This window comes from Psychrobacter sp. NPDC078929 (genome assembly GCF_050267985.1).
GTDB lineage: Bacteria > Pseudomonadota > Gammaproteobacteria > Pseudomonadales > Moraxellaceae > Psychrobacter.
Window position 1 is genome coordinate 63,783 of sequence record NZ_JBNNFX010000003.1, and the last position, 25,638, is coordinate 89,420.

At 43.3% G+C, this 25,638-nt stretch carries 25 protein-coding genes; 8 read left to right on the forward strand and 17 right to left on the reverse strand.

The window, feature by feature from the left end:
- Window positions 1-67 precede the first annotated feature (67 nt).
- Both ACQKCG_RS02605 and ACQKCG_RS02610 read left to right on the forward strand, forming a co-directional pair.
- Window positions 68-799 carry an AzlC family ABC transporter permease gene (locus tag ACQKCG_RS02605; RefSeq protein ID WP_427585020.1) on the forward strand — a complete coding sequence of 244 codons (732 nt, stop codon included), beginning with the start codon at window positions 68-70 and terminating at the stop codon, window positions 797-799.
- On the forward strand, window positions 789-1,148 hold the full coding sequence (locus tag ACQKCG_RS02610) for an AzlD domain-containing protein (protein WP_427585021.1): 360 nt from the start codon (window positions 789-791) through the stop codon (window positions 1,146-1,148). The genes ACQKCG_RS02605 and ACQKCG_RS02610 overlap by 11 nt, the downstream gene beginning before the upstream one ends.
- A 118-nt stretch (window positions 1,149-1,266) precedes the next feature.
- On the opposite strand, the gene purF is transcribed toward ACQKCG_RS02610, so the two are convergent.
- From purF to ACQKCG_RS02665, 11 genes are all read right to left on the reverse strand, one after another.
- Window positions 1,267-2,802, reverse strand: coding sequence for an amidophosphoribosyltransferase (purF, locus tag ACQKCG_RS02615; protein WP_201566719.1), 1,536 nt, complete (start codon window positions 2,800-2,802; stop codon window positions 1,267-1,269).
- A 236-nt stretch (window positions 2,803-3,038) separates the two neighbouring features.
- Complete coding sequence (locus ACQKCG_RS02620) at window positions 3,039-3,536, reverse strand: CvpA family protein (RefSeq protein ID WP_427585023.1); 498 nt, start codon at window positions 3,534-3,536, stop codon at window positions 3,039-3,041.
- A gap of 30 nt (window positions 3,537-3,566) precedes the next feature.
- Window positions 3,567-4,601 carry a quinone-dependent dihydroorotate dehydrogenase gene (locus ACQKCG_RS02625; RefSeq protein ID WP_057759514.1) on the reverse strand — a complete coding sequence of 345 codons (1,035 nt, stop codon included), beginning with the start codon at window positions 4,599-4,601 and terminating at the stop codon, window positions 3,567-3,569.
- A 214-nt stretch (window positions 4,602-4,815) separates the two neighbouring features.
- Window positions 4,816-5,217 carry a DUF4870 family protein gene (locus tag ACQKCG_RS02630; protein ID WP_227543679.1) on the reverse strand — a complete coding sequence of 134 codons (402 nt, stop codon included), beginning with the start codon at window positions 5,215-5,217 and terminating at the stop codon, window positions 4,816-4,818.
- Window positions 5,218-5,419: 202 nt separating this feature from the next.
- Window positions 5,420-5,989, reverse strand: coding sequence for a type II secretion system protein GspM (gene gspM, locus ACQKCG_RS02635; protein WP_427585025.1), 570 nt, complete (start codon window positions 5,987-5,989; stop codon window positions 5,420-5,422).
- Window positions 5,990-6,021: 32 nt separating this feature from the next.
- Entirely contained in the window at window positions 6,022-7,293 is a 1,272-nt protein-coding gene (gspL, locus tag ACQKCG_RS02640; protein ID WP_427585026.1) for a type II secretion system protein GspL, read from the reverse strand.
- Window positions 7,294-7,453: 160 nt separating this feature from the next.
- Window positions 7,454-7,912, reverse strand: a complete 459-nt coding sequence (locus ACQKCG_RS02645; RefSeq protein ID WP_427585027.1) for a SixA phosphatase family protein — start codon at window positions 7,910-7,912, stop codon at window positions 7,454-7,456.
- 57 nt (window positions 7,913-7,969) lie between these two features.
- The gene (locus ACQKCG_RS02650) at window positions 7,970-9,262 is read right to left on the reverse strand and encodes an NAD(P)H-dependent glycerol-3-phosphate dehydrogenase (protein WP_427585029.1); all 1,293 of its coding nucleotides are present in this window, start codon (window positions 9,260-9,262) and stop codon (window positions 7,970-7,972) included.
- Between the two features lie 126 nt (window positions 9,263-9,388).
- The gene (locus tag ACQKCG_RS02655; protein ID WP_427585122.1) at window positions 9,389-10,003 is read right to left on the reverse strand and encodes a nitroreductase family protein; all 615 of its coding nucleotides are present in this window, start codon (window positions 10,001-10,003) and stop codon (window positions 9,389-9,391) included.
- A gap of 166 nt (window positions 10,004-10,169) precedes the next feature.
- The gene (gene zapE / locus ACQKCG_RS02660) at window positions 10,170-11,270 is read right to left on the reverse strand and encodes a cell division protein ZapE (RefSeq protein WP_427585030.1); all 1,101 of its coding nucleotides are present in this window, start codon (window positions 11,268-11,270) and stop codon (window positions 10,170-10,172) included.
- Between the two features lie 133 nt (window positions 11,271-11,403).
- Window positions 11,404-12,063, reverse strand: coding sequence for an alpha/beta hydrolase (locus ACQKCG_RS02665; RefSeq protein ID WP_102094774.1), 660 nt, complete (start codon window positions 12,061-12,063; stop codon window positions 11,404-11,406).
- A 302-nt stretch (window positions 12,064-12,365) separates the two neighbouring features.
- Here ACQKCG_RS02665 and ACQKCG_RS02670 point away from each other — a divergent pair, with 302 nt between their 5' ends.
- The 3 genes from ACQKCG_RS02670 to xseB all read left to right on the forward strand — a co-directional run bounded on the left by ACQKCG_RS02670 (window position 12,366) and on the right by xseB (window position 14,942).
- Window positions 12,366-12,734 carry a hypothetical protein gene (locus ACQKCG_RS02670; RefSeq protein WP_102090963.1) on the forward strand — a complete coding sequence of 123 codons (369 nt, stop codon included), beginning with the start codon at window positions 12,366-12,368 and terminating at the stop codon, window positions 12,732-12,734.
- Between the two features lie 371 nt (window positions 12,735-13,105).
- Window positions 13,106-14,638 carry an exodeoxyribonuclease VII large subunit gene (gene xseA / locus ACQKCG_RS02675; protein WP_427585031.1) on the forward strand — a complete coding sequence of 511 codons (1,533 nt, stop codon included), beginning with the start codon at window positions 13,106-13,108 and terminating at the stop codon, window positions 14,636-14,638.
- 58 nt (window positions 14,639-14,696) lie between these two features.
- On the forward strand, window positions 14,697-14,942 hold the full coding sequence (gene xseB, locus ACQKCG_RS02680; protein WP_101205385.1) for an exodeoxyribonuclease VII small subunit: 246 nt from the start codon (window positions 14,697-14,699) through the stop codon (window positions 14,940-14,942).
- Between the two features lie 94 nt (window positions 14,943-15,036).
- On the opposite strand, the gene pncB is transcribed toward xseB, so the two are convergent.
- The 4 genes from pncB to ACQKCG_RS02700 form a co-directional block, all read right to left on the reverse strand.
- Window positions 15,037-16,263, reverse strand: a complete 1,227-nt coding sequence (pncB, locus tag ACQKCG_RS02685; RefSeq protein WP_201606755.1) for a nicotinate phosphoribosyltransferase — start codon at window positions 16,261-16,263, stop codon at window positions 15,037-15,039.
- A 272-nt stretch (window positions 16,264-16,535) separates the two neighbouring features.
- On the reverse strand, window positions 16,536-17,447 hold the full coding sequence (locus ACQKCG_RS02690) for an ATP-binding cassette domain-containing protein (protein WP_427585032.1): 912 nt from the start codon (window positions 17,445-17,447) through the stop codon (window positions 16,536-16,538).
- Window positions 17,448-17,532: 85 nt separating this feature from the next.
- On the reverse strand, window positions 17,533-19,461 hold the full coding sequence (locus ACQKCG_RS02695; protein WP_427585033.1) for a glycine betaine ABC transporter substrate-binding protein: 1,929 nt from the start codon (window positions 19,459-19,461) through the stop codon (window positions 17,533-17,535).
- Window positions 19,462-19,853: 392 nt separating this feature from the next.
- Entirely contained in the window at window positions 19,854-21,338 is a 1,485-nt protein-coding gene (locus tag ACQKCG_RS02700) for a coniferyl aldehyde dehydrogenase (protein ID WP_427585034.1), read from the reverse strand.
- Window positions 21,339-21,748: 410 nt separating this feature from the next.
- Between ACQKCG_RS02700 and lipB the strand changes: the two genes are divergently transcribed.
- The 3 genes from lipB to ACQKCG_RS02715 all read left to right on the forward strand — a co-directional run bounded on the left by lipB (window position 21,749) and on the right by ACQKCG_RS02715 (window position 23,959).
- Window positions 21,749-22,588, forward strand: coding sequence for a lipoyl(octanoyl) transferase LipB (lipB, locus tag ACQKCG_RS02705; RefSeq protein ID WP_134292504.1), 840 nt, complete (start codon window positions 21,749-21,751; stop codon window positions 22,586-22,588).
- A 194-nt stretch (window positions 22,589-22,782) separates the two neighbouring features.
- A complete protein-coding gene (locus ACQKCG_RS02710; protein ID WP_057759479.1) occupies window positions 22,783-23,313 on the forward strand; it encodes an inorganic diphosphatase in 531 nt (176 codons plus the stop codon).
- Window positions 23,314-23,491: 178 nt separating this feature from the next.
- Window positions 23,492-23,959, forward strand: a complete 468-nt coding sequence (locus ACQKCG_RS02715) for a hypothetical protein (protein ID WP_427585035.1) — start codon at window positions 23,492-23,494, stop codon at window positions 23,957-23,959.
- A gap of 147 nt (window positions 23,960-24,106) precedes the next feature.
- Here ACQKCG_RS02715 and ACQKCG_RS02720 read toward each other — a convergent pair whose 3' ends face one another.
- On the reverse strand, window positions 24,107-24,922 hold the full coding sequence (locus tag ACQKCG_RS02720) for a sulfite exporter TauE/SafE family protein (protein WP_427585036.1): 816 nt from the start codon (window positions 24,920-24,922) through the stop codon (window positions 24,107-24,109).
- Window positions 24,923-25,035: 113 nt separating this feature from the next.
- A complete protein-coding gene (locus tag ACQKCG_RS02725; RefSeq protein WP_420230432.1) occupies window positions 25,036-25,551 on the reverse strand; it encodes a flavin reductase in 516 nt (171 codons plus the stop codon).
- Window positions 25,552-25,638 lie beyond the last annotated feature (87 nt).

A 25,638-nucleotide genomic window follows, 5' to 3' on the forward strand; every position in this document is an offset into this window, starting at 1 on the left:
GTTTGAATTAATAATTTTTATATCGATAGATTTATAAAAATATCATAAGAAAAATTTAGGATGTCGTGTGAATACTCATTCAAATGAATTAAGCCATCAACATGAAAACCGCTACCACTGGGCTGAGGGCTTTAAGAAAAGCTTGCCAGTTGCTATGGGATATCTGCCTGCCGGTATTGCCTTTGGTGTACTCGCACAGGTAGCAGGTATCCCGATATGGGCAACGATTATGCTCAGTATCGTTCTCTATGCTGGTGCAGCTCAGTATGCTTGTCTGCCAATGCTAAGCGCTGGCCTACCGATTGGCAATATCGCCACCAATATTGCCGCGATTAATCTACGTCATGTATTCTATGGTATGCCGTTATTACAGTATCTACCAAAAAATAAGCTGGCCAAGACATATTGTCTGTTTGCTTTGACCGATGAGACTTTTTCGATCATGACAAGCTTACCAAATGAGTCACGACGAGCCTTGATACTTCCTATTAGCTTATTTAACCAAAGTTGGTGGGTACTCGCGAGTACGGTTGGCGTAATGATTGGCAGTACACTCAGTGACTTGGTGCCAAATTTAGATTTTGCGTTGGTTTGTCTGTTTGCAATTCTCGCTTATGAGCAATTTCAAAGCATCAAACGCTACTTCCCGATTGGTATTGCCGTGCTTGGCTTAATCATTGCTTCGCTATTTACCAGTGACTGGTTGCTACTAGTAGCCATTACTATCTGTATGTTTATGATCTTGGTACGTGGGTTTTTGATAGAGCGTCAAAAGACGGGAGAACCTCATGACCAGTAGTTATCTTATTTTTGCCACGCTTGCTATGGCAGCAGTGACCTTTATTACTCGTGCATTGCCAGCACTGATACCTAGAAAGCTGCTGGATACACCTTGGCTACATCGGTTAAATGAGAGCTTACCGTTATCGGTAATGGTATTGCTTATTTTGACTAGCCTTTCCTATCAGGACTTATCGACGACTGTTACTTTAAATGACACCGAACTACATCTATTAATGGCGCAAGTCGGCGCACTTATTTTGGTATTGTTTATCTATCATATCAGCCGTCAGCTTTTGGTCAGTATGGTTGTCGGTATAGCAGCAATCAATGGTTTATTTTGGTTATTTAGCAGTTTTTTAGGCTAAAACTGTTTCGACCATTTATAAAACGCCAGTACCCTTAGCGATATTTTAAACATAAAAAAGCTAGATTCTATTTAGAATCTAGCTTTTTGTTATCTGAAAACAATGGCTTTAGTTTAGCTTAAAGCTCTTCTACACCCATCATGTCAACTGGGGTATCAGCCACTATTTGTACGCCTTTTTTACCAGTCTTGGCAGTATCGTTACGCTGCTCTTGCAGGTGATCAAGATACGCTTCATTGATCTGGCCAGTGATGTAGCAGCCGTTAAATACCGCACAATCAAAACCTTCCACTCGGCTGTGTTTGGTATCTTTTACCGCGTCGATCAAATCATCCAAATCTTGGAAGATCAAACGATCAGCACCGATAATATCACGTACTTCTTCGACACTATTGCCTGAGGCAATAAGCTCGCTACGTACTGGCATATCAATGCCGTATACGTTTGGAAATTTCACTGGTGGCGCAGCGCTGGCAAAAAACACCTTGTTAGCACCAGCATCTCGTGCCATTTGAATGATTTCATGACAAGTCGTACCACGAACGATAGAATCATCAACCAACAGTACATTTTTGCCTTTGAACTCTAGCGGCACAGCGCTGAGTTTCTGGCGAACTGATTTTTTGCGCTGCTGCTGACCTGGCATAATAAACGTACGACCGATGTAGCGGTTTTTCATAAACCCTTCACGGTACTTGACGTTCATTTTTAGCGCCAGCTCCATCGCTGAAGTACGCGATGTATCTGGAATTGGAATGACCACATCGATATCATGATTCTCACCCCATTCAGCAAGGATTTTATCTGCCAGTTTTTCGCCCATGCGTAGGCGTGATTTGTAAACTGAGATGTTGTCCATAATCGAATCTGGACGAGCAAAGTAAACATATTCAAAGATACAAGGCGTGTATTCTTTTTGCTCGACGCACTGATGCGTATGCAGTTTATGGTTCAAATCAATGAAAATTGCTTCGCCTGGTTTTACATCACGAACGATAGTAAAGCCAGAACCTGTCAATGCAACTGATTCAGAAGCAACCATATACTCAGTGCCGCCATTCGGTGCCATACGCTTACCAAAGATAAGTGGACGGATACCGTTTGGATCACGGAATGCAAGTAAGCCATGACCCGTGATCAGAGCTACAACGCCGTAAGCACCTTCACAGCGTTTATAGACAGCTTTTACTGCTTCAAAGATATCATCAGCCGTTGGATGTGTTTTACCTAGATTCTGCATCTCATGTGCCAGTACATTCAACAGTACTTCAGAATCTGAGTCAGTATTAAGGTGGCGGCGATCTTCGATGTACAAAGATTTGGCCAAACTCTCAGCATTGGTCAAGTTACCATTATGCGCAAGGGTAATACCATATGGTGAGTTGACATAAAATGGCTGCGCTTCGGCGCTGCTAGAAGTACCAGCTGTCGGGTAACGAACGTGACCGATACCGAACTTACCAACCAGTTTCATCATATGACGATTCATGAATACGTCACGTACCATGCCATTTTCTTTACGTAGATAGAGTCGTCCATCTTGCAAAGTGACAATACCTGCTGCATCTTGCCCGCGATGCTGTAGCATCGTCAAACCGTCATAAAGAATCTGATTGACTGGTTCGTGAGCTGCAACTCCAATGACTCCACACATAATAGCTATATCCTATTTTGACTCATACATTAGTACGACAATAACGGCAAACTTAACGACAGTATATTGCTAAAATCATTCACTGTCGTACGCCGCTAACCTGATGATATTGTAAGAAACTTAACGAGATTTTTCGATAATCTATGTTTGATTATCAGTGACACGTGCAAACATTTAGAAGTATAAAAAGAAGTAAAATAATGGACAGTTAGATAAAATAATAGGCAATTCAACAATTACGACTGACTGACCTGATCCCAAGCCATGCCTAATACGTCTGATACCAAAGCCTTGCCCATCGGTGCATACGGCATTAGCTCAGGCGCTAGTACGGAGGTTTGCCACTGCGGCATCTGTACTAGCAATGGCGCACTGACGCTCAGTACAACCAAGACCATTAGTACGTTTTTGGCAGCACCCAGTAAGCCGCCCGCCATCTTGTCCAAGACGCCCAAACGTAAGGTTTTAAGCACGCCTGAGAACACAAAAGCCATCAGATGCATGACTGCCAATATGGCAATCACTACCAATAAAAAAGCCATGGCCATCTGTAACACAGGGTTTTGTACGATACCCGTTAATTGGGGTGACACTACTCCTGCCAACCTAGTAGCAGCGATAAGAGCGATAAACCAACCTACCAAACCTATTGCTGTTTTAATCAGTCCTACTTGAAAGCCGCGCCATAAGCCAATCAAGACAACAGTAGCAATCACAATATCTAAACCACTCATGCTTTACGCCTTATTACCTTATTTATTGGATTAACTTTCCATGGCATCGTAATAGCCACCGATTGCCTGAATGCAAGACTGCACCAGCCCAGGACCACGATAGATAAGCCCCGTATAGAGCTGAACCATGTCTGCGCCTGCTTCAATTTTTTTGACGGCTTTAGCACCGCTATCGATACCGCCCACGCCTATCAAAGCGACTTTACCATCTAACTGATCAGAGAACTGTTGCAAAATCTGGGTACTAATATGACTCACAGGACGACCTGATAGACCACCCATTTGATCACCATCACGCAAGTCTTCGACACCTACGCGGCTCAATGTCGTATTAGTAGCAATCAAACCATCAATTTCAAAGTCTATTAATTGCTGCGAGATATAATCAACTTGTAATGGCTCTAAATCTGGAGCAACCTTAAGCACTAATGGGACATAAAAACCATATTCAGTAGCCAACTGACTGTGACGGTTTTTAATCGTATCCATCAACTGAGTTAGTGCTTCACCACTTTGCAAATCACGTAAATTTTTGGTATTTGGCGAGGAGATGTTGACCGTAATGTATGAGGCATGCGGATACACACGCTCTAAGCAATACACATAATCATCAGCGGCTTGCTCTACTGGCGTATCGGCATTTTTACCAATATTAATACCAATATTGCCTTTATATTTACAGCGTTTGACATTGTCGATCAGATAATCAACGCCTTCATTGTTAAAGCCCATACGATTGATAATCGCGTCTGCTTGCTTGATTCTAAACAGCCTTGGCTTGTCGTTGCCTACTTGCGGTCTTGGCGTGACGGTTCCTACTTCTATAAAACCAAACCCTAGCTCAGCCAGCGCGTCAATATAATCGCCGTTTTTATCCAAGCCTGCTGCCAGACCAACTGGATTAGAAAACTGCAAACCCATACAGTCTGTTGGTTGCATTGACTGACCATACGCCAAGCCTAAAACACGCGCTTTATGCGCTTTATCCAATAAAGATAGCGTCATCTCATGGGCGTGTTCAGGATCCATATTAAACAAAAAAGGACGAAGTAAGGCATAAGACATAGTGATGGCAGACCCTGCTTGGAAGAAATAGTGAATAAAAAATGCGAATGAAATCGGGCGCAGCGATTATATCAGCTTAACAGAAATAAGAGCAAAGTTTCAGTCGCTAAATTTCTACATTTAAGCGGTAACCAGTGCTGATGAATCTCTGCTACATAACGATGAATTGTCGTTTTCTAAGCTAAAGACATAGCACAAAGGCACTCTTAAACATCTAAGGTACTGGACGTCCATCAGTCAACGCAATCCAACCACGTATAATGCGATATAAATGCCAGATAAAGGTAAAGGTCATAATCAGCAAACCAAGCCCAGCCAATAATATTGAACCAATAGCGATATTGCCACTATCCGCTAGTACGCTAACGCCAAAGCCTCCTAGCGCAAAGGTAATCAAAATAATGCCAATGACGAACCAAACAACACTGTACCAAAAGGTCTTGATTTGCCAATCGAAATGCGTGGCTAGCCATGAACCATTAGCATCATGGCGCTTGGCATAGTTCATGACAATCGGCACAATCCACAACAGACCTGCAGTAAAGTAGCTGATCACATATAAGAAATAAGTGATATGGTTATAAGTAATTAAAGAACGGCGCTTATCGTTGCTCATACTGTCCCGCATTATGTGAGGTTTTCCTTACTGGTAATATTTTTATTCAATAGTCATATGGTTAACTATTTAATGGAGCCGGATAAATGGCTTTTCAATGATACCAACGATAAAGCATTATTTTGCTGTCGAGGATTGAGTGTCGAGTACTAGACACACAGTATTATAAGTATCTAAAATTTCTATCACAGTCTGACGCGTTTTAAGAAGTGACCGTTGCTTGTACCTGAATAGATTTATTGGTCAGGTCTTGCTGCATAGATAGCTGTGTAAATTGCCAACCTTGCTGTTCAAGCTTACCCAGTGCAGTGCTGACAACCGCTTGACTAGGATGCGTAAAGCTCAGTTGCACTGCATCACCAGTCGCAACCACCTGAGCACCTGCTATACCTGAGTTATTGAGCAGCGCATTGATACGACTAGCGGGTGGCATATCAGCCTCTCCAGTAGCGTTGTTACCAGAATTCAATGCACTATTATCAATATTACCTGCTTGAGCACGCAACCAAAAATAATCCGCCACTTGCTCCTGATAGTCGTTTTTACTATCGCTCGCTGCTTGATGAACGCTATAGCCACCATAGCCGCCTATAAACAACAGTAAAAATATAGACAATATAGCTAATGCTAGCTGATCACGTGGAGGTAATGCTTGCCAGCGCGTCGTTAGTACATTTTGATAATTATTCATACGCTCTGACAATACATGAGCCTTAGTACTGGTTGCAGAGACAGCTGCATTACGTTTGGTACGGCGTTGTAATCGTTTCATGTTTTGACCTTTATTACCAATACCTTGATGAGTTACGACGCTGTCGCATTGCTTGCCATGTCGCTGTTTTCTGCAATATTATTTTCTACCACATTGACAGTGACTTGACCACTAAACTGACCTTGGTCATTACTATTCACTTGTGCAAGTTTGGCATTTAAGCCTTGTGCTACCAGCGTGCTCGTAAATTTATCAAGACTACCGCGATCTGGAGCAATCAAGGTAAAACTGAGCGCTGATGGCTGCATTACCAGTGACTGTGCATGCAATGAGGACTGTTTAATTAATGGTGATATGCGTGACAGTGCGGCCATATGTGATGCAGGCGCTTGGCTATCGCTACGCAGTTTTGGTTGCAGCTGTACTTGCAGTTTAGTGCGCGTACTCAGTGGCTCATCGGCGAACCAAGATTGATATTGTGCTGCAATTGCAGTCTTGGTTGCTGCGGTTGCTTCATTATATTTATACCACTGTACGCCATCGGTTGCTATTTGCAGCACTAACGCTGATAGCGCAACCATCATCGCCACTCGCAAATATGGTGATAATTGTGAATCAGTAGATTTCATAAAGAAATTAAGCGCGTGACGTTCGGGACTGTCAATTGGCTTAGGTACTGTAGGCAGGGTCGTCAGCAATAGCTGATGATCGGTGATCAACATTTTAGTTTGCGCCACTAAATCCATGGTCGATGATAAATCTAGTGAGTCAAGCGATGCGTCAACAGGTGCCTCAATAGACGGCAGCACCATTACCTCACTCAAATGCGGGAAACGCTCAAACATTAGCGGTAAATAGCTGAGGGCCATACCCTGACGCAATGATTGGCGTAACAGCATAGTCTGCGAGTCTTGATAGAGGATCACTTGTTGACCTGCGCCCTCTTCTGGCGGTGGCAACAATAAAAAATCTGGCAGTAACGCTACTATATTCATACCGGCTAGCTGCGCACTTTGCTGCCATGCCTCAATATCGTTTTGTGCCAGTGCATACAGTTGCGTCGTATCAGCATGGCTCAATTGGCGGATGTTCAATTGCTCAATAGGCGTTAATGAGGTTTCTTCAAATAAGTACTGCTTACCACTATTACCAAGCTGTTTAAGCTGAGCAACATTAAGCGCCGTATCCACTTGCAACGCATGACTTGAGGGGAAATATAAACAAATTGCCTTTTGGCCATTCGATTTATGATGACCATAGATAGTTTGTAACTGTTGCCAACCATCAACCGTCTGCCATTTCTGTACATCTTCGCGCCAGACAGCTAGCGGGCTATGCTGCGCTCGTAACCAAACATGTAACACTAAACGTGTCCTCGATTATTGCTGCGGTTATAAAAGTACTGTGATGAAGCAGTGCTACTATTTAGAAAGGATTGAGTCATTTTATCTGCTGAGCCAGTCGCTTAATTGGCATGATTGCCTCACTCTGAATTCACCCTATCTAAGAAATGGCTAAGTCAGCCTAGTATGGTTGATCAGGTACAAAACGATCCACTTCAGTGGCCATCCCAGTCATAACAAACTCCATTTCAAACACTCTGGCTTCTGCCAAAGAGAATGACTCAGGATAATCACCAGTCAACAAGCCTTCGATATAAGCGACGATTGACATATGACAAACAACGACCAGACATTCTGCATCAATATTCGCAATATCAATTAAAGCCTCACGGGCATCATCAGAGGGCGTGATATTATCTTGTACTGTTGAAAGTACGTTTGGCATTCGTGACTGGAACGCACACAAAGTCTGCTGCGCTCTCGTATAAGGGCTAACCACAAAACGATCTGGGCTATAGTGAGTGGTCACATACTCTGCCGTTTGTGCTGCTTGATGCTGACCAAAGTCCGTCAGCTGACGTGCGCTATCTGGACGTGTCTCATCTTCTGCTTGACCATGACGTACTAATATAATTTTCATAACCTTCCTTGGAGCGCTAAGTTCGACTTTCTTAATACTGATTTTTAACGGTGTGTCTTACTTATCAGCATCACTGTCTTTGCTTTTAGTATTGCTACCAGAGGTTTTCATATGAGCCGTAAGCGCAGCATTGCTATGATCATGCGCCATGACAAACTCAACATCGCTACGGAATCCTGCTTCCATTAGATGTAGCGCAACGCCTAGAGCGGCCTTGTCTTCATAAATGACCGCATAGAGCGCATGAGTAATTGGCATATAGATACCCGCTTTGGTCGCTTTTTCATGTACTTGCTGAATGGTATTTACCCCTTCAGCAGTTTGGCCAAGCTTTTTGACCGCAGCATCAATACTCATACCGCGTCCAAGCATATTACCGATACGATAGTTACGACTTAGCTCTGAGCTACAAGTGGCGTATAAGTCGCCTACCCCTGACAAGCCCAAGAAAGTGAGCGGATTGGCACCTTCCTCAACGCCAAAACGACTCATTTCTGCCAAAGCACGAGTAAGAATCATCGCTTTAGTATTCTCACCTACTTCGTAAGCGGCTGCCATACCCATGGCAATTGCGTAGATGTTTTTTAGCGCGCCGCCAAGCTCGACGCCGCGTATATCATCACTAGCAAATACTCTAAAGAAAGCACTATGTAATGCTGCTTGTACAGCATGACGTAATGGTTCCGACTCACTTGCGATAACCGTAGCAGATGGCATATTTTTCATGATTTCGATAGCGAGGTTCGGTCCTGACATAACGCCAAAGTTCACTTCTGGCAACACTTCTTTGATGATATCACTCATCATCGCAAAGGTGTCTTTTTCCATACCTTTAGTCAACGATACAATGGACTGACCACTGATAAAAGGCGCGATGTTTTTTAGCGTTTCACGAAAGGCTAAACCTGGCACAGCAATAAAAATAATGTCTTTATCTTTGACACTTGCCGCCAAATCATGGCTGTATTTCAGTCGATCATCAAGCTTATAGCCTGGTAGATACTTTTTATTGGTCTGTGTTTTCGCCATTGCTTTTACCGTACGTTTGTTACGTACCCATAGCGTGGTATCACAGCCATTACGTGCGGCTAAATTTGCCATTGCCGTACCAAAGCTACCACCACCTAAAAACGCCAAGCGCAGCTTGGTAGGATTGCTATGAATGTCTGCCATATCCTTTGCCACAGCTGATCCAACAGGACTAGGGTTTGACTTTTTACGGCCAAGACCTGACTTGGTTGCTCGCTCAAGAATACCTGCAAGCATACCATTCTGCTTTTCAGACGACTCTTTGTCCGTCTCATTATTAGCACTGGTATTGTTTTTATTACTATTGTTAGGGCTTGTCATGTTCTTTTATCCGTGTTGACTGACGTATTATCAATAGAATCTATCGTGCTCAGCGACTGGCCTTATTATCTTTGAATTACAACTTTGTGCAATTATAATCTTATTAATAGACAGCACTGAGCTACATTACGACTCGAAGCGAACTAGCGGTTCGATATCGATAGGTTTGCGTTTGGACTCATCCTTGGGACTTGTGCCAGTATAAACAAAAGCGGTCACATAATCATCTGCGCCTACGCCAAAATATGCTTTTACCGCAGGCTCATTACATAGCAGCCCAGTGCGCCAAACCGTACTAAACCCTTGAGCTTTTAATGCCAAAATTAGGTTTTGTACAGCAGCACCCGCACTGAGCATTTGCTCAAAAGGTGGCACTTTTTTGTGCTCTTGCATTTGAGTCACAGCCGTTATGATCAGCGGCGCTCGCAGCGGCATATTTTGAGTTTTAATGATGGTCTTCTCAGACAACTCTTCGCCATCTTGTAGCGCTTTTGCTTGGGCTGCTTCGAGCAAGGCACGGCCTAACTCATGGCGCGCCTCACCTTGCGTAACTATGAAGCGCCACGGACGCAATTTTTTATGATCTGGCGCAGTTGCCGCACACTCAATGGCAGATTCAATCTGCGCACGCGTCGGTGCTGGCTCATCTAGATTGCCCATGCTGCGTCTTGAATTTATCCAACCTATCAGCTCATCACTGGTAGATGAGATATCATTCGCTGCTACGTTCTTCACAGGCAGTTTTTTGCCTTCTATTTCTTGGCTTTCATTATCTGATATAGTCACTGTTTTATCCTTATTTATTATTATCTATCACTACTTATTATTTATAATATCATTTTCTTATTTTTTAACAGCTATAGAGCAGTTGAGAACTACACGCAGGCAGTCTCAACTCAGCAATAAACTACGCAACATCTTCGACTCGGTGGTCCATGCGTAGATAGTCCTCTGACTGCATCTCAAGCAGACGTGAGCGAGTACGTTCAATCTCAAACGCCAACTTCTCTCCTTGGTACAAGTCTAGAATAGGTTGCTCTGCCCGTACCAATAGTTTTACACGGCGATCATAAAATTCATCCACGAGGTAAATGAAACGGCGCGTTGGATCACGCAAGTCGTCATCTAGTGCTGGCACAGAGTCAACTAAAACGGTACTAAATCGTTTGGCAAGCTCAATAAAATCAGCGGCTGATCGCGGCGCCATACAGAGATGACGGAAGTCACAGAATAAGATATCTTCGGTACAAGCGTTGATTTTTACTTCTCGTCCATTAATAGTAATGGGCTCTTTACTGATTTTCTGATTATTCGACAAGCTCGCAAAACGGTTGGCTAACCAATGGTAGTTCGCCTTAGTAAGCGGCGCTTCGTATAACTCAGCTTGCTGCAATACGCGCAGACGATAATCAATTCCCGAGTCGATATTCATTACCGTGGTATGACGCTCAACTTCCGAAATGGCAGGCATAAAACGGTCACGATGTAAGCCGTCTTTATACAGTCCAGCTGGCTCAATGTTTGAGGTGGCAACCAAAGTAATGCCGCGATTGAACAGCATAGTGAACAAATCGCCCAATATCATGGCATCAGAGACATTAGAAACAAAAAACTCATCAAAACAGATGATAACCGCTTCTTTATAAATAATATCAGCGACTTTCTCTAACGGATCACTCTCACCTTGTAGTTTATTAAGCTCTCTATGGACACGCTGCATAAAATGATGAAAATGCAGACGCATCTTGCGCTCGATGGTCAATGAGTCATAAAACATGTCCATCATCCACGTTTTACCGCGGCCGACACCGCCCCACATATAAAGACCCGTTGGCGCGACTGGCTTAGATTTCAAAAAGCCAAAAAAACCTTTCTTTTGCGGTGCGCTATTGATGAGCTGATGGTATATCTCATCAAGATAGCTCATGGCCTGAAATTGCTGCTCATCCCGAGTAAACTCATCTGTACTGACGGCTTTCTCGTAACGTTGCAATGGAGATAAACTCATAATACGACTCATCGTTGAATTAAATAAATATCAAAATAGTAGGATAATTTAGCATAACGCTGGTACTACCAAGCAAGCCATGCTAAACCATATCAAAACGGAAACCATCAAGCTGAGCTAGGTAACAAATAAATTAGCTGTCCTGCCCAAAGCTATGCTTGTCTAATAAGCCCTTGAGCTCTGATAAGCGACCATGGAAAAAGTGACCCGCGCCATCGACCACGCTGACTTCAATGCCTAATCGGTCTGCAAATGCCTGCATATTGTCAGGTTCAATCACTTCATCCGCATTACCATAAATCTCAAAAGTTCTATCCGCAGGCAAATTAATATCAGTACTGTCGTTTTTTTCGACTGATGGTGCGATAAGGGCAATTTTCGTCACTTCAAAGTCACCCAGCCCCCATATATGTGCGGCCTCAAGCACTTGTTCAGCCACGCGTGCTGTGACATAGCCACCAAAAGAAAAACCACCCAGCCATAGCTTTCGAGCATTGGTTTGTTCAGCAATCCATTGTAGCACGGTCATTGCATCGACCACTTCACCTTCCGCATAATCATGCTCGCCTGTCGATTGACCGACACCGCGAAAATTAAAGCGCACCACATGCATACCATTATCACGGGCAAAGCGATACATAGTGGTGACCACCTTGTTATTCATCGTACCATCAAACAATGGATTGGGATGGCACAGCAGCGCCACCGTGTCTGTATTTGGATCATTAGGATTGTCATTTTGCCACAGTGCGTCAACCTCGAGCACGCCAGCAGGAGCAGGAATCAATTGCATAGTATTACTTATTAATAAAAAATGAATGGGTCAATTATCCTAGATACAATTTATATTTCAAGTGATTTGCTGTGTACGGATGCGACTTGTTTTATTTTTGGTCAATAACGGTTGTCTGTAGTTTTACAATATTGCTGTTCTTGAGGTTGCAAATTGATTTATATTCAGTGCAAGGTTCATCGGCAATATACCCGTAATACAGCACACAATAACTGTCTAGACAGGTAATATCTAGATAAGCTACATTCATAAAGCTTTGCCCATAGCTAAGACGTTCTGTTTATATAAATCAGGAATTATTTATGAATACTTTTAATAAAACTGCCAGTTTGACGGCAACGTTAGTGGCTGCACTTGCTTTGAGCGCCTGTCAAAGTACACCTTCTTCACCAGTGATTCAGCGCGCCAACTCTATCTATGAGACAACCGGTATCGCTGATACCAAAGTCAAAGCACAACAAAATGCAATCGATAGTGCTCAAAAAACCTGTCGAAGCAAGCAAGTGATTATCGTTGATGATAATGTCAAATATAATGGTATCTTAAATGAGCGTACTGGCCGTATGGTTGGCCAAGTAGGTGCTGTCGTTGGCTCGATATTTGGCACGGGTACACCAGATTTGTCACGTAGCGATGATTATGAATACACCATTAACTTCCGCTGCCAATAAACATAGTCAATACCATATAAATCAGATACAGTGTCAGGCTCACTCAATCTACTATTTGTAGCACTTTCACTCGCCTTCCTTGTATCTGAATTATCTTGAACCGACTATATCTAGCTAAAAATACCCATCTACTTTTCTCTACACGACAACTTCTTTTAGACGGAAACAGATTTACGATCTAACCGCTAACATTAAGTGATATACAATCCTTCTTTGATTAAACAGCCAACAAACTGAGATATAGATAATATATCAATCAAAGCTTGTTGGCTTCGCTTTTTGTGCGCGCTGTTTTAAGTTAAACTGTTCCCTATTGTATTTAACCTGCCCTCATCAGCTTTTTCTGTTTTAATCATCTTTGGTCTTCTATCATGCGCAAACCCAATCTTTCAAACACCAAACAAGCCAAAGTATTAACGCCTGCTAAAGATTTGGCCACTCTAGAGGCAGAACTCGCTGAGCAGGAAGACCATCTAGAGGATACAGTCCTACGCCTAAGTGATTATTTATCAGCGGTTGAGATGGTCATCAAACAAACTTTTGATCACCGTGTCTGGGTAAAAGCTGAAATCCGTAATCTGTCGAGTAAAGGTGGTCATTACTACTTTGAACTGGCAGAAAAAGATGACGATGGCAAAGTGGTCGCCAGCTGCCGTGGCAATCTATGGCGCTTTAAAGCTGCTCGTGTATTAGCTAAGTTTGAACGTGCGACTGGCATGCCGCTCGAGCGTGATTTGACCGTACTCCTTAAAGTATCGGCAGGGTTCCATGCCCAGTACGGCTTTTCAATCACCATTGAAGATATCGATCCCAGCTATACACTAGGCGACTTAGCACGGCAATATGCAGAAATGGTTGACCGCCTAACAGGTGAAGGGTTATTACATCTCAATCAGCAGCTACCTGCCCCTTTTGATATTGAGCATGTGCTGGTCATCGCCCCTGAAAAGGCAGCTGGATTGGGTGATTTTCAAGCAGATGCCGATCGCTTAGCCAGTACAGGTGCATGTCACTTCCACTATCATAATGCGACTTTTCAAGGCAATCATGCACCCGCCGAGATACGCCAAGCCATCGTTAGCGCCCAGCAGCAATTTTACGATACTTATCAGCGTCTACCAGACTTGTTGGTTATTATTCGCGGCGGCGGTGCGGTTGGCGACTTAGCTTATCTCAATGATTATGAGCTGGCAGCTTTGGTTGCTGAGCAGCCTATTCCTGTCTGGGTGGGCATCGGTCATGAGCGTGACAAGGTCATCTTAGATGAAGTGGCACATACTAGCTTTGATACACCCTCAAAGGTGATTGCTGCTATCCATAGCCACTTGGCCCAGCTCGTCACTCAGACGCTACAATATCAAGCTCAAATCAAGCAAGCGGCACAGCGTCAATTGAATACTGCCGAGCAACAAACCGCACGCCAATTAAGCCAAATACAGTCGCAAACGATTGGCCAACTAACCGCTCTACGAAAAGACAGTGATTATGCATGGCGCAGTATTCAGCAAAGTGCCCAGCGTCAAGTAAAGCAAGCTATCAGACTGACAGCTGAGCGATACACACAAACGCAAACCTTGGCGCATCAACAGCTCGCAAAAGCCGCTACCAATAGCAAAAGTCATCAAGAGTCAATCATGCAAAACGCACAGCAGCAAATTGTGCAAGCACAGCGTGATAGCGAACATCTACGTGATATTGTGCTATTACATCGACCGTCTCGCGTACTCAAGCAGGGCTACACCATGCTCACGGATGCTAAAAACAAGCAAATACTCACTAGTAGTACCCAACTCTATCCTGAGCAAACCGTCAATATCATTTTAAAAGATGGCAACGCAAAAGCGCAGATTATCGATGTCACTATGGATAAAGAAGCAACGGAAACCTCAGGCGCTCTAACTTAACCACATAATAATATCTACAGATTACTCATCTACTTATCTTTAAAAATTAGGAAATTTTATGACTACCCCTACTCGCCGACGCAAAAAAGCCGCCCCAAAAACCTTTAAGGCGGCTTATGATATTTTAAAAACCAATGCGGCTGAACTACAGCAACAAGATGAGCCTGATATTGATAATCTAATGACAACGGTTGAAGAGTCTATTGCCGCTTATCGCGTTTGCGAGACTCGTATCAATGCTGTACAGCAAGCATTGGATGCCGCCTTTGCCGAAGAAAAATCTACTAGCAGTGTTGATAGTTAAATAAAAATCAGCCACTAGATAGCAGCTGATTGGTCAAACCAAGCGCATCAATCTTATTTGGCACATTTGGCAATGCAACAGTTTGATATTCGGTTTATTCTGGTTCGTCAACTTCAAAGACTTGGCGCAGGTAGGCAAGATACGTGTCGTTATTAATCATGGTCTTGCCTGGGCTATCAGACAGCTTTGCAACTGGCTGACCATTGCACTCTACCAACTTGAGCACGATATTAATCGGCGTAATGCCCATATCATTGGTTAGATTGGTGCCGATGCCGAAACTGGTTCTAATGCGACCTTTAAAGTATTGATGCAGCTCCCACGCCTTCTCTAAATCTAACCCATCGCTAAAAGTTAGAATCTTGGTTTTTGGGTCTATCTTTAGCTTCTCATAATGGGCAATCGCCTTATCACCCCAAATATATGGGTCGCCGCTATCATGACGCAGACCGTCGAATAGTTTAGCAAAATACAAATCGAAATCACGTAAGAACGCATCCATGCCGACTACGTCTGTCAATGCAATACCTAAGTCGCCACGATACTCATGCACCCACGCTTCAAGCGCGGCCTTTTGTGAATCTCGCAGACGCACATCTAATGCTTGAAACGCCTGCATAAACTCGTGCGCCATGGTGCCTATTGGCGTCATTCCTAATTGCTTGGCCAAATATACGTTTGATGTACCACCAACTATCTTTGGCTCGGCTTTATGTAACGTTTTCACTACGTGTGCTTGCCAGCGTCGACTAAAGCGTCTACGCGTGCCAAAATCAGCGACGATAAATGGCGGTGTATACTGACCGTACTGGGTTTGCTTTTCGGCATATTGATGTAATAGCGCTACTTTTGCATCGAGGCGACGTTGTCCTTCTTCAATCACGCTGTCATTAGATAGCGCATTAAAATACAGCTCATTGACAATAGCCAGTACAAATACTTCAAAGAACATCGCTTGAATCATCGGCCCTTCGATATCGATAAACAGGCGACCTTTATCGTCTGTACTTACCGTAATAAAACGACGCTTTAGCTTAAATAGCTCTAGATAGTCAACGAAATCTGAGCGAATAAAGCGTAAGCTACGCAAGTACTCGAGCTCATCTGGCAAAAATCGCAATTCGCATAAGCTGTCTAGTTGCTGCTCTAGATCTTTTTGGATATCAGCCAACGGATAGGCTGCATCTTTGTTATTACGGCAGCGAAAGCGATAAACACCATGGGTTTGCGGGAACTGATGCAGCATGGCTTGTAACATCGTAAATTTGTACAAATCATTATCAAGCAATGAAGTAATAATAGGTGCATAAGAAACGGTCATGCTATGGCCTTAAAAGTGCAAAATAAGAAACAAACGTCATTTGATAGACAAAGCGACATCATATGTGGACGATAAACAATACACGCTCATTCATTATGAGCCATCGATAAACCGTTCAGTATAACGAAGTTTGGTATTTATTTCAGAGTTCACTTTTGATTGCAGCAAAATGATAGTGAAAAGCCAGTAAAATGATTGCGATTATTTACACCATTCATAAAAACATTGTATAAGTCTATCCAGACAATCTATTCATAAATGGTTAGCACAACCTATGATTTTGCACTCATAAACTGCTCGACGTAGTCATCAGCAGGATTATGCCGCAACTCGCTTGGCGTCCCCGTTTGTATGAGTCGACCACCATTTAGCATACTGATACGCTGACCTACTTTGACAGCTTCATCGATGTCATGGGTAATAAATACAATGGTCTTGTTCAATCGATCTTGTAATTCGAGTAGTTGGTCTTGCAACTGAGCGCGAATGAGCGGATCAAGTGCAGAGAACGCTTCATCCATTAGCAAAATTGGATTATCCGTCGCTAAGGCACGAGCCAAACCAACGCGCTGCTGCATTCCCCCTGAGAGCTCATCAGGGTAGCTGTTTTCCAAATTGGATAGACCTACTTCATTAAGCCAATGTCGAGCCGTTTCGTGTCGCTCGTTTACGCTCATTTTTCGGACACGCAGACCATAAGCGACATTTTGTATGACCGTCATATGCGGCACTAAGCCGAAATGCTGAAAAACCATACTGACGGTCTGCTGACGATAATGCTGCAACTGTTTATCGTTGAGCGCTAAAATATTAATAGCCGTAGCAGAACGCTCTTCTACTACCGTACTTGTATTATCTGTCGCTGATTGCCTATCAGTCGTTGTATGAGTCGCATCTTCTCTATTCAGAGCAGTATCTACCCATATCTCACCACTGGTTGGATCTATCAAGCGGTTAATATGGCGTATCAGCGTTGACTTGCCCGATCCTGATAAACCCATGATGCAATGCAACTCGCCTGCCTTGATATCTAGATTGATATCATACAGACCAACTGAATAGCCGGTTTGCTCTTTTACTTTGATGCTATCCATACCCTCAGCCAGCAATGTCAATGCAGACTGTGCTTGCGTACTACTGGCATTATAAATCTTACTGATATTTTTTAATTGGATATGATTCATCGGTGCTCTCACTATTCACGTGGTTTTTAGTATTAGGGCTTCGGTCAATTACCATGGGTCCAATCGTATACCACTAGATAATTTTTTATCCAATCGGACGTCTGCCTGCTTCGATGGTTTTTTGACGGGTACGCTTACCTTGACCAAATGCTTGCGTAATACGGTCAATGATAATGGCAACGATAACGATGGCCGTACCTGCTTGTAGACCTTGACCGATATTGAGCGTTTGGATAGATTGCAATACATCTTCACCAAGCCCAGGAGCACCAATCATTGAAGCCAATACCACCATGGCAAGTGACATCATCACAGCCTGATTGATACCTGCCATAATACTGGGCAGCGCTTGTGGCAATTTAATCCAGAGAAGTAGCTGTAGGTGGGTACTACCAAAGGATCGTCCTGCCTCAACCATTTCATGATTGACTTGCGTAATCCCTAATGTCGTCAGACGAATCAAGGGTGGCAAAGCATAAATCACGGTCGCGAATAACGCAGGCACTTTACCAATACCAAACAACATCAGCACTGGTATGAGATATACAAAACTCGGCATGGTCTGCATGATATCTAGCACTGGCGTCACAATCTTGCGTAGCAGTTTGCTACCTGACATAGCGATACCAATAGGAATACCAATCACCACCGTGACCAGTACCGATACGATAAGCAGCGCTAAAGTATCGATCAGTGCGCCCCATAAGCCAAAAGCACCTATCAAAAACAGCCCTGCACCGCATGCCAGCGCAAACCAAATCTTGCGGACACCAAACCAGCCAAGCACAGTCACAAATGCAATAATCAGCCAAGGCGGGATAACCGTTAATAATCGTTCAATAGGTAGTAGCAAATAAGTAAGCGCCATCGTGCTAATAGTACGAAATACATCGCCATAGTTTTGGACAACATTTGCTAAAGCATTATTAAGTGGGGTCTCAAGCGACCATGAAGGAAAGCTTGATGCGAGCGCTGACGCATTGATACTAGATGCAGTTGCTTCTGTAGAGATAGCACCCGTTGAGCTAAGACCTAACTTGGTAGCGAGATTGGTAGCGGCTTCATCGGATAACCATGCTTGCCAAACCTCTGGGTTGTCACGCAAAAACACCATGGCTTGCTCATCACCAGTGCGTTTACTTTCGCTCATCTCCAAGATAGCACCGTTTAGCTCATCAGAGGTAAATTGCACCTTTTCAAAGACAGCTGCTAGTTCAGGATTGGATTCGATAAATGGAGTAGAAACAGCAATACCTAACGGCGATACTGGGAATCCTGACACGCAATCCATCTTACCATCAGCGAGCAAAAGGTTTTGCCAACAAGCATCCTCATAAGCTGGAAACTCTAATGGCGCAAGGTCATATTTGGCCATTAGCCCAGTAGGTTGCCAGTAGTAAAATAACAGTGGCTTATGCTGTTCGAAAGCGGAGGCAATTTCGGCATCAAGAGCAGCACCTGTACCAGGGTGTGCGTTGTTGAAAAGGCTGTCTAGACCGGTGGTTTTTAGCAAACGTGTGTTAAAAATCTCACACGTCCAACCAGAGGGACAGTTCATAAAACGTGATCTACCAGGATCTTCAGGGTCTTTAAATAGCTCCGTATATTTAGGCAGATCTTGATAGCTGCGAAGTCCTGGATTCTCTTCCAAGACGTATCGCGGGACATACCAGCCTTGAGTTGCACCACCTTTTAGCGTATCGCCGATGATGGCCACTTTATTTTGCTCAATGGCTTTTTCCATGATTGGCGAACGGCCAACCCACTGCTCCCCGATGACCTGAATGTCATTCTGTGAGAGCGCTGTATCAAGTGCAGGCCCTGCTCCTGGTACTTCTTCTACTGTGCAGCCGTATCCGTCTTCTACGATATATTTGAGTACGCCGGAGGTAAATTGCCCACTCTCCCAGGTTAGCGCCCCAAATTTAATCGGCGAGTTGCAGGCTGCAGACGCCGATACAGGCAATAGTATCGCGCTCATCCACAGTAAGCTTAATGCAATCCATTGGCGCATACTCTTTCCTATTATTATGTTGTATCGGCATGAAATCACTATCAAAACAATAGAACTAAAAAACAGCTGAAAGGTCTATATCAAGTTTACCAATGCTGGCTCTAGACCATTCAGCTACTATCTACTGTTGTTTAGACTTACTACAAAGTGTAGCGATTTATAGAAGTGATGACAAACGCTTATTTGTCGATTAACGCATTAGATAAATTTACGATAATTTTGATAAAGCTCTTATGAAAAGTCGCTCTTAATTTTAGAAATCTATATTTGTAAATTGGTATTTTAGATAAAAAAATAGCACCTATCTGGATAGGTGCTATTGGTTATGGTATCGATTAAAAAGGTCACTATTAATTTCTATAGCTACTATAAAATGTCTAACTCAAGAATTGTTATTTCAAAAACAGCGCCATCGCCTTTTTAAACAGTCCACCATAAGGCGGCAATAATAAATTCAAGCCATTGAGCTTAGTTTGGACAAAAATCGGCTTCATATGGCTGAGACGTTCAAAGCCAGCCTTACCATGGTACGCACCAGTACCAGAGTCACCCACGCCACCAAACGGCAAGTCGTGCTGAGCCACATGTATCAAAACTTCGTTGATACATAAGCCACCCGAGACCGTATTGTTACGCACGTTTTCGATACTGCTGTAATTGTCACTAAACACATATAGTGCCAATGGCCGTGGACGCGAGTTCACAAAGTAAATGGCATCATCAAGCGTCTCATAATGCATCAGCGGCAAAATCGGGGCAAAAATCTCATTTTGCATGAGGTCGCTGTCAGGCTCAGGCTCGCTGACGATGACTGGCGGCATTAAACGGGTCTCTATATTAGATTCAACGGCAGTTAACGCATGTAACTCGCCGCCTGTTAGCGCATCTAGATAGCCTTTTACCCGTTTGAACTGCTCACCATTAATAATGCGAGAATAATCTGGGTTTTCTTCGATATCAGGATAATGCTTGGTCATCCACTCTTTTGCGAGTTGGATAAACTGGTCATGGTATTGACGCTGAATCAAGACATAATCTGGAGCAATACACGTCTGCCCAGCATTTAGTGTCTTACCCATCATCACTCGATTGACAACAGACTCTAGATTGGCATCATCTAGTACGATTACAGGTGATTTACCACCAAGCTCAAGCGTCACTGGTGTTAAATTGGGCGCAGCGGCAGCCATTACCTTTTTGCCCACCGCAGTCGATCCGGTATATAGAAGATGGTCAAATGGTAGCTCACTAAAGGCGGCGGCAATCTCAACTTCACCGAGCACCACACAGATCATATCTGGCGAAAAATAACGAGCAATGGCGTCAGCAAACGTCTGAGCAAATTGCGGCGCGGCCTCACTCATTTTGACCATAATTCGGTTGCCTGCGGTGATTGCATCAATCATCGGGCCAATTGCTAAAAATAATGGATAGTTCCAAGGCACCATGATACCGACCACACCCAATGGCTGAGGCTGAATTTCATTATGGGCTGGCATATATAGCGCTGAAATAGGCGCACGATGTGCTTTCATCCACTTTTTGCCGTGTTTCTTGGCGTGGCTGATACCGGTAAAGCTAGGAAACAACTCAGCAAACTGCGTCTCTGACTGGCTACGATAGCCAAAGTCTGCACTAATCGCCTTTGCAAAACTCTCTTGGTTATCGCTAAGCATCACTTCTAGATTGTCTAGCTGCGTCGTACGTGTGCCCCAATCATTGATTGGCTGGGTACGGCTTAACATTTGCAAGCGTGCAAATTGCGCTTTCATCTCATCGATAGTCTTCGCCGTACTTAGTGCTTCAGGCACACGCTGCAGCGCAAAACCGGTCTCGGTCACTGGCTGCTCATGGGCGCTTTGGTTGCTATCTGTCATTTGTCTTCCTTGTCATAATCATAATAATAGTCATAAGGTTTGTAATCACTATACTATATTGGGTTAGAGGCTCTATCTTTCTTTCTAGTCAGGTGCACTCTTTGATAACCTACTCTGACTATAAACTTCATCAGATTCCATTCATCACACTTTAATGTAGCGCATCGACTGAGCAATGAACAGCATCTTTGGTTGACTACTGCGTCTGTACTAGCAGTACCTTTATAAGCGACTTACCACTGTTCTATACCTATTATTTCATCATCAATTGCTAGCTGTTTATTATTAGCATTTACGCCATTTACAGACATTGCACCAGTATATATCTTTGGGCGATAGTCGCCAAAACTGCTACACTACCGATGAGCATTATTTATTTTAAACTTGATAATAATAAGACAGATACTCTCATGCAAAATGACACACAACCCCTCAATGATACGCTTGTCAGCAAATCTCTATCAGCGGCCGATTATGTCCCTACTCTCGATGCGATGCTGGCACGCACCCTCGAACGTATCGACCTAAAAAAACAACAAGGGCTGCGTACGCCTGATGAATTGTGGATTGTCGATCATAACGATGTCTATACACTTGGACAGGCAGGCAAAGAAGAGCACATATTACAGCGCACTGATACGCCTATCATCAAGACCGATCGCGGTGGTCAGGTGACATGGCACGGTCATGGGCAGCTGGTTATCTATTGGTTGTTTGACTTAGACAGTCTCAAATGGAGTGTACGCAATCTCGTCTCCCATGCTGAGCAAGCGATAGAAGACGTCATCAATGACTGTTTGAGTAGCTCACCATCTAATAGTGATAATATCAGTGCTCATGCACGCCGTGATGCCCCAGGTGTCTACTTATATGCAGATACTGCTGCAACAGATGACAGCACCTCTACAGATGACAACTCTCTTGATAATAAGATTATGCTGGGCAAAATGGCCTCGCTAGGCTTTAAGATTAAGCATGGCTTTAGCTACCATGGTATTGCGATTAATTTAAATTGTGACCTATCTTCATTTAACGCCATCAATCCTTGTGGCTATGCTGGCATGCAAATGTTGCGATTGTCTGACTTTGTAGCCATGCAGACAGATTCAGAGCAAACAGAGCCAGATGCGCAGACTGAGCAGCAAATGAGCGATTCATTCAGCTATGAGACAGTCACTCAAAAACTTATTGATAACATCGCCAAGCGTCATGCTGGGCTGATTGAGTTGCGAGCTATCTCGCCCAAGTAAGTTCTGAGCCTATTTTTGCATAATCTTTTTTTGCATAATATCTTGCACGCTTAGACTTAAATATTAAGAGAAAATTCAGTACAAACTTGCTATAATCGCATGCAGTACAAATTGGACGCAGCAATTATCCTTGCTGTATCCCTAGCTCAACCCCTTATTCAAACATCTAAAACAAAAGCAAATTGGAGCATTTTATGGCAGATTTTAACAAAATTTTGGACGCAGGCGACGTAGACGGCGGCATCATCAATGTAGTAGTAGAGATCCCAGCTGGTAGCAGCCATAAAATTGAGTGGAATCGCGAATTGGCCGTATTTGAGCTTGATCGTATTGACCCACAGATTTTTGCCAAACCTTGTAACTATGGTTTCATCCCACAAACACTTGACGAAGACGGCGATGAGCTTGACGTATTGCTATTGACTGAGCAGCCATTACCGACTGGTATTTTCTTAAAAGCAAAAGTTATCGGTGTGATGAAGTTTGTTGATGATGGTGAAGTAGATGACAAAATCGTTGTTGTCCCTGCTGATGACCGTGACACAGGCAATGCTTACAACAGCTTAGAAGACCTACCAAAGCAGCTGATCAACCAATTAGAGTTCCATTTCAGTCATTACAAAGACCTGAAAAAAGCTGGTACGACGGTTGTTGAATCTTGGGGTGATGTTGCAGAAGCGAAAGAAGTCATCAAAGAATCTATCCAACGCTGGAAAGACCTATAATTTATTAAAATTGGCATAAATGCTAATCATAGATAAATACCAAAATACCGCGATCGCAATGTGATCGCGGTATTTTTTTGTTTGAATACTCTGTGTGTAACTTGAATACTCTATATGTAAAATGGTTATAATAAACGCGACTACTCATTCACACGCATACGCCGTAATAAGGACAGCCATGTTTAACCCCGACCCTAGCAAAAAGCCGGTCAATACCAAGTTGCCAAAAGACGTCATCATGATGGTCGAAAAAAACAACTTGGTAATGGCCATCAAAACGTTGGCGGCAGACGAAAACATCAGTATGGATGAAGCCAAAACTAGGATTGATGCTTATGAGACCCAGCTAAAAGTAAAGCAACAACAGAAGCTCAATACCATCGCTAATAAACAAGGCATTCCTAATCAGGCCATTAGCTTTGATAGAGAGCAAGAAACCGAAGACAATCCTGAACCCCTGGTAAAAAACCGCGTAAAAGCCGCTAGTCAGAAACAAGACTTTAAAAGCCTACAAACTGGTATGGATAGTAAATTAAACGACTTGGGATACAAGAAACCTCTACTGCCCTATTGGCTAAAACGACTGCTCGTCATTGCTGTCTTGATGATAGGAATATTTTGGATATTATGGCAAGTATTTGGTTAAGTGATTTAGCTAAATAAAGGACTGAATAAACATACCTTCTATAAAACTGCATACTGGCTAGCTATAATTTAAGAATGTAGCTAGTCAGCATGCTAACTGAAAACCTGCCCTTGAATCTTTTCACAGCGTCCACTAATCTAAAACTACTTAAAGCAATCCTTTATATAAGAAGTAACAGCCTACGAGGGTTAACAGTACTGCAAAGCATTTTTTCAGCAACTGTGGCGATAATGCATGAGCAACTTTTGCGCCTAGCTTGGCGGTGAAAAAGCTCATGATACTAATGCCCAAAAAAGCATAGATATGGACAAAGCCAATCGTATTGGGCACGTCGACTTGAGCTTGCATGCCAAAGAACATAAATCCTAGCGCACCTGCAATCGCGATAGGCAATCCACAAGCGGCTGAGGTTCCAACGGCTTTTTGCATAACCACACCGTAACGCGTGAGATAAGGTACGGTTAAGCTACCACCGCCAATCCCAAAAATAGCAGAAGCAATACCGATACCCGCCCCTGCTGCTAATTGCTTAGGCTTTGAAGGCAAGGCTATATGGACATTACCAGCATCGTTATTTGCTTTCTTTTTGCCACCCATAAACATTTTATAAGCGACCCAAAGCAAAAACACACCAACAATCAACTGCAGATATAAACCAGATATCTGTCCTGCGATCCCTGCTCCTAAAAAGCAGCCTATTGCTAAACCTGGCGTCAGATTTTTAAAGACAGGCCACATGACTGCGCCTTTCTTGTTGTGCGCCATGAGCGAGCTTATGGACGTAACGATAATAGTCGCCAGTGAAGTACCCAAGGCCAAATGCATAATAGTGTCAGGACTGTAACCCATTTGCGTAAAGACGATAAATAGCAGTGGTACGATAATAGTGCCACCGCCTACTCCAAATAGCCCCGCAGCAAATCCTGCTAGCGCCCCTATTATTAAAAAAGTTATTAATTCCACAGGATAGTTACTTCTTATTTAGATTTAATGAGATGATTATTATAGTTAAACGACTGCTCAATATTGCACGAGCAATAGCCCATAGGCTTAGGTGTTGAATAATAGGTATTAGATTAAATAAGTTCCACTTGCCCTACTCTAGAATAGGCACGGTTAAAATAAACCAACCCTTCATCAGTTCCGCCTTGTGGCTCAGCCTGATTGATGGCGACAACGCGGCACATAAAGACACTATGCGTACCGACTTCTTGAATTTGTTCAATCTCACAATCAAAGCTGACTAAGGCATCCTCCAATACAGGAGCGCCTGTTTGTAATTGTGTCCAAGAACCATATTCAAACCGTTCTTCTGAACACAGTTTAGAGGCAAAAGCATTGGATAGCTGCTCATGTTGCGCGCCTAATACATTGACACTTAAAATCTTGTTTTCCAGAAAATAGCCATGTGACCGAGACGTTTGATTCATACAGACAAGCAAGGTCGGCGGTGTGTCTGTGACACTACATACTGCCGATGCTGTAAACCCATGCATACCCGTTGCACCTGCTGTGGTCACCACATTGACCGCAGTCGTTAGCAAAGACATGGCATCTCTAAAGTCGGTCGCGTCAATCCTATCTTTAATCATTGCTTCAATCCCGAGAAACGTTAAAAAATAACGTTAAAAAATTGTGCTTCAATTTTAGTTTTGTAAGGGAAATTCTTTAAATAGAAT

Bases quoted from the DNA above. Each gene is read 5' to 3' on its own strand.
- ACQKCG_RS02645 (WP_427585027.1), bottom strand. From the start codon at position 7,912: ATGAAAATTATATTAGTACGTCATGGTCAAGCAGAAGATGAGACACGT.
- zapE (WP_427585030.1), bottom strand. From the start codon at position 11,270: ATGAGTTTATCTCCATTGCAACGTTACGAGAAAGCCGTCAGTACAGAT.
- lipB (WP_134292504.1), top strand. From the start codon at position 21,749: ATGCAAAATGACACACAACCCCTCAATGATACGCTTGTCAGCAAATCT.
- ACQKCG_RS02650 (WP_427585029.1), bottom strand. From the start codon at position 9,262: ATGACAAGCCCTAACAATAGTAATAAAAACAATACCAGTGCTAATAAT.
- ACQKCG_RS02690 (WP_427585032.1), bottom strand. From the start codon at position 17,447: ATGAATCATATCCAATTAAAAAATATCAGTAAGATTTATAATGCCAGT.
- ACQKCG_RS02625 (WP_057759514.1), bottom strand. From the start codon at position 4,601: ATGTCTTATGCCTTACTTCGTCCTTTTTTGTTTAATATGGATCCTGAA.
- ACQKCG_RS02725 (WP_420230432.1), bottom strand. From the start codon at position 25,551: ATGATTAAAGATAGGATTGACGCGACCGACTTTAGAGATGCCATGTCT.
- gspM (WP_427585025.1), bottom strand. From the start codon at position 5,989: ATGAAACGATTACAACGCCGTACCAAACGTAATGCAGCTGTCTCTGCA.
- ACQKCG_RS02710 (WP_057759479.1), top strand. From the start codon at position 22,783: ATGGCAGATTTTAACAAAATTTTGGACGCAGGCGACGTAGACGGCGGC.
- ACQKCG_RS02695 (WP_427585033.1), bottom strand. From the start codon at position 19,461: ATGCGCCAATGGATTGCATTAAGCTTACTGTGGATGAGCGCGATACTA.
- ACQKCG_RS02610 (WP_427585021.1), top strand. From the start codon at position 789: ATGACCAGTAGTTATCTTATTTTTGCCACGCTTGCTATGGCAGCAGTG.
- pncB (WP_201606755.1), bottom strand. From the start codon at position 16,263: ATGACCGTTTCTTATGCACCTATTATTACTTCATTGCTTGATAATGAT.
- ACQKCG_RS02620 (WP_427585023.1), bottom strand. From the start codon at position 3,536: ATGAGTGGTTTAGATATTGTGATTGCTACTGTTGTCTTGATTGGCTTA.
- xseA (WP_427585031.1), top strand. From the start codon at position 13,106: ATGCGCAAACCCAATCTTTCAAACACCAAACAAGCCAAAGTATTAACG.
- ACQKCG_RS02670 (WP_102090963.1), top strand. From the start codon at position 12,366: ATGAATACTTTTAATAAAACTGCCAGTTTGACGGCAACGTTAGTGGCT.
- ACQKCG_RS02630 (WP_227543679.1), bottom strand. From the start codon at position 5,217: ATGAGCAACGATAAGCGCCGTTCTTTAATTACTTATAACCATATCACT.
- ACQKCG_RS02715 (WP_427585035.1), top strand. From the start codon at position 23,492: ATGTTTAACCCCGACCCTAGCAAAAAGCCGGTCAATACCAAGTTGCCA.
- ACQKCG_RS02665 (WP_102094774.1), bottom strand. From the start codon at position 12,063: ATGCAATTGATTCCTGCTCCTGCTGGCGTGCTCGAGGTTGACGCACTG.
- ACQKCG_RS02700 (WP_427585034.1), bottom strand. From the start codon at position 21,338: ATGACAGATAGCAACCAAAGCGCCCATGAGCAGCCAGTGACCGAGACC.
- purF (WP_201566719.1), bottom strand. From the start codon at position 2,802: ATGTGTGGAGTCATTGGAGTTGCAGCTCACGAACCAGTCAATCAGATT.
- xseB (WP_101205385.1), top strand. From the start codon at position 14,697: ATGACTACCCCTACTCGCCGACGCAAAAAAGCCGCCCCAAAAACCTTT.